Annotated in this window: 5 protein-coding genes; 1 reads left to right on the plus strand and 4 read right to left on the minus strand. The window is 50.7% G+C overall.

The window, feature by feature from the left end; translation table 11 throughout:
* Positions 1 to 68: 68 nt before the first annotated feature.
* The 4 genes from P775_RS03720 to P775_RS03735 all read right to left on the minus strand — a co-directional run bounded on the left by P775_RS03720 (position 69) and on the right by P775_RS03735 (position 2,330).
* On the minus strand, positions 69 to 596 hold the full coding sequence (locus P775_RS03720; protein ID WP_245875552.1) for a GNAT family N-acetyltransferase: 528 nt from the start codon (positions 594 to 596) through the stop codon (positions 69 to 71).
* 134 nt (positions 597 to 730) lie between these two features.
* Positions 731 to 1,264: a phage tail protein gene (locus tag P775_RS03725; protein ID WP_099909706.1), complete on the minus strand. Its 534-nt coding sequence runs from the start codon at positions 1,262 to 1,264 to the stop codon at positions 731 to 733.
* Between the two features lie 11 nt (positions 1,265 to 1,275).
* Positions 1,276 to 1,794 carry a phage tail protein gene (locus P775_RS03730; RefSeq protein ID WP_099909707.1) on the minus strand — a complete coding sequence of 173 codons (519 nt, stop codon included), beginning with the start codon at positions 1,792 to 1,794 and terminating at the stop codon, positions 1,276 to 1,278.
* Positions 1,795 to 1,811: 17 nt separating this feature from the next.
* Positions 1,812 to 2,330 (minus strand): phage tail protein, encoded by a 519-nt coding sequence (locus P775_RS03735; RefSeq protein WP_099909708.1) that lies wholly within the window; start codon positions 2,328 to 2,330, stop codon positions 1,812 to 1,814.
* 216 nt (positions 2,331 to 2,546) lie between these two features.
* Between P775_RS03735 and P775_RS03740 the strand changes: the two genes are divergently transcribed.
* Positions 2,547 to 3,121: hypothetical protein (locus P775_RS03740; RefSeq protein ID WP_218967617.1), on the plus strand; the 575-nt coding region annotated here is incomplete at its 3' end.

A 3,121-nucleotide genomic window follows, 5' to 3' on the forward strand; every position in this document is an offset into this window, starting at 1 on the left:
TCAGTTACCACATTGGATTAACCTAGTGAATCCCACGCAGGATTTGTGCAACAAGGCCGCGGCGAACACTAGCTGGGATGAGGCCAGCCCAATAAGTTGTATATACCCTTATCCTCGATAATACCGAAGCCTAGACGCAGGTACAGTGACATCGCAGGATTCTCCTTTTCGACATGAATGCTGATCTTCTTGCCAGATTCCATCGCCTCAACTTTTAAGTCCTCTAGAATCGAAGATCCGATTCCCTTGGCTCTGAAATCTGGCAAAAGTGCGATATCTATAATGCGCAGTTCTCTGCTCCAGCGCTCGATATAGAGTCTGCCAGCAGGCATCTTTTCAACGTCAACAACCATCCAAAGCGCATCCGGATAATGCTTTTGATAATGCTCATGTTGCGCCTTAAATTGCATGTAGATAAAATGTCGCTTTTGATCTTCGCCCCAAGGCAAGATCGACATCTCTTCCTCACGGGTCGAGCGATATAGGCGCGACAAAAATCCAAGATCTGTGCATCTCATAGCCCGATAGGATACACCATGGCGCATAGCACGTTCGAGCCGCGGAAAGATCATAAAATCAGTATCATCATTTTTCATGTCATCCGCTGAACACTCTATCCCCTAAAAATATTCACGAAATATCTAACCTTGTTTGATTGAGTAGGTTGCCTCCAATCTTATTGGCGAAGGTGCGAATACAAGATACTATAAGACACACCAAGATTTTTCGCTTACTCCCGGGCTGGGTAAAGTCCAGTCAAAGCGATGATGTAATTCAGCGTGAGATAGGGCTGAAGGTTCGTGTGCGATTGGCTGCCTCCCGTGACCTCAATAGTATTGTCTGACAAGGAAACGCGGTTCGACGCCGTGTCGGTCTGATAAAGATTGTCACCAAAACCAGAACGCGCCAGCGATGCTGTAGGACTTGGTTGCGAGTCCGCCGTCGCGGGCTCTGGTGAGGCACGCAGAGCATGATCATGGTTGGGCATCTCAACCTCTGTTAGAGTTACGGTTGATGTTCCCAAGACCTCTCCAAGTCGCCGGTCTGTCAACCCCGGGCCGCGCCCATGATGCATTGGCGCCCTGCCCTGGAGATTTGGAAGCGCAGTTGTTGAACGACCGTCGCCGCCATATGTCGTGCCGATCAATGAAAACAAGCTTGTGTTATTGGCAATTGGCAGCAATTGTCCATCACAGAATGCCCAGCCACGCGGAGCAAAATTCCCAGCAAAAATGCGGATCTCTGCTATGAAAGGTTCCGACATATCTAGACCTCCTACTGCTGACTCGGATATATACCAAAAAGTGATATTATAAAGCTAATACAAAGACTTGGCATCATGTTCTCATGTGGACGTGACCCACCCGTTTTAGAAACGATCGACGGGACCATGTTTCCCGTCGGTTCGCGTGCATTGTAAAAATTTACGCCCACGCCAAGAGCAACAACCTTACCCGCGGGGGCGGCGGATGTCGCGGCCTGCGTATTTGCGTGAAAGTTGTGACTGTGGCTGGGCAACTGGCTGGTGGTAAGGGTGACGTGCTCTTCACCTGCTTTGCTCCCCAACGGACGCTTGCTCAGCCCCGGACCGTCACCCCTGTGTATCGGGACGCGACCACGCATATCGGGCAACGCAAAGCTCGTTTGACCATCGCCGCCGTAGATCGTCCCAAGCAAATTAAAAAGTGCATCATTTTGAGAAATAGCGATCAGCTGGCCTTCACAAAATGCCCAACCAGAAGGCGCAAAGTTGCCTGCAAACATCCGAATCTCGCCGACGAAAGGTTCTGACATTCAATGTCCTCCAATCTTTAGTTTTGTGACGGGAAGACCCCGAAAAGGGCAATGCAGAACGAAACCGAAATATACGGTTGCATGTTATCATGCGCTTGACCGCCACCAGCAGTGCCGACTGTTCCGGTGTTCAGGGAGGTCAGATTGGAGGCCTCTGAATCGCGATACGCAAGATCATTCCCTGTTTCGGCTGCCATGATATGATCAAGCGCAACCGGAGAATTGCCTGCGGTTGATGATGCCTGTGCGACATGCCTGTGTGCGGGTATCTCGGCTTTCGTCAGGGCTAAGGATTCCGTTCCACCACGATTCCCAAGCTCAAACCCAGGCCCAGACGCCTTATGCACTGGAGTTCGGCCGCGTAAATCCGGCAGAGCAAAGGTCGTGCGACCGTCTCCGCCATATGTGATACCTAAAAGTGAGTAAAGAGGCTGATTCTGATTGATCGGCATTATCTGGCCGTCAAGAAACGCCCAGCCTCTTGGCGGAAAATTGAAACCCACCATTCTGATTTCAGCTAAAAATGGATCTGACACGAAAACCTCCGGTATCAGTACAACTACAAACGCTCATATAGTCCAAGGCTCGGATACTGTTCAAAAGGCAACACCTTTGGGCAATCTGCCACATAAATAACCGTGCATCAACTATCGGTTGTTTATTTTTGCATCAGCATACTCTAACGCTTGCATTATTTATTGGGTCACGCAAACGAAAAATTTCGTTGGCCGACTCTTTCTCAGGGGCGAGTCATGGTATTTTCAAAAAAAAATCTGTTAGTAATAGTTTACCGAATGGCGATCTTCTGGTCGCTTCCCCTTGGAAGAAAGCTTCCCAATCTGTGGCGCGTCGCAGCGATGACTTTTGCTCTGACCTTTGCGGCGCTGACCCCGACGGGGGCACAGGCTGCATTCAACGACTGCGGCCCGACGGATTTTAACGGCAATTCTCAGCTCGCACTGAATTTGACCGACGATGAATGCATTTATTCTGCGGATTTTCCGACATTGACCACGAGCGGAGATGAGCAGATCTTTTTCATCGAGGCGACGAACGACTCCGGCACTACAGAGTTCTTCACATATGACGGCGGAGGTGACAGCGGGAACCCCATCGTCCTTCAGGTAAATGGAAGTACAGTCACCAGTGCGCCCTCTAGCTTCAATTGCTCGGCTGGGTGCAATGTGAGCGGAACATATGGCGGAACGCCGTTTGCGTCTTTTGTGTATACGTATTCCGGCGGAACTGGAACGATCAACAGTTCGACCGGTGCGGCGGCGAGCCTTGCGGCGACTTCGGGTGGCGGGCAGAGCGCGGCCATCTCGAC

Origin of the sequence: Puniceibacterium antarcticum (assembly GCF_002760615.1) — a bacterium.
Taxonomy (GTDB): domain Bacteria; phylum Pseudomonadota; class Alphaproteobacteria; order Rhodobacterales; family Rhodobacteraceae; genus Puniceibacterium; species Puniceibacterium antarcticum.

Excerpts from the sequence above, each read along its gene's own strand:
- P775_RS03730 (WP_099909707.1), bottom strand. The coding sequence starts at position 1,794 with ATGTCAGAACCTTTCGTCGGCGAGATTCGGATGTTTGCAGGCAACTTT.
- P775_RS03725 (WP_099909706.1), bottom strand. The coding sequence starts at position 1,264 with ATGTCGGAACCTTTCATAGCAGAGATCCGCATTTTTGCTGGGAATTTT.
- P775_RS03720 (WP_245875552.1), bottom strand. The coding sequence starts at position 596 with ATGAAAAATGATGATACTGATTTTATGATCTTTCCGCGGCTCGAACGT.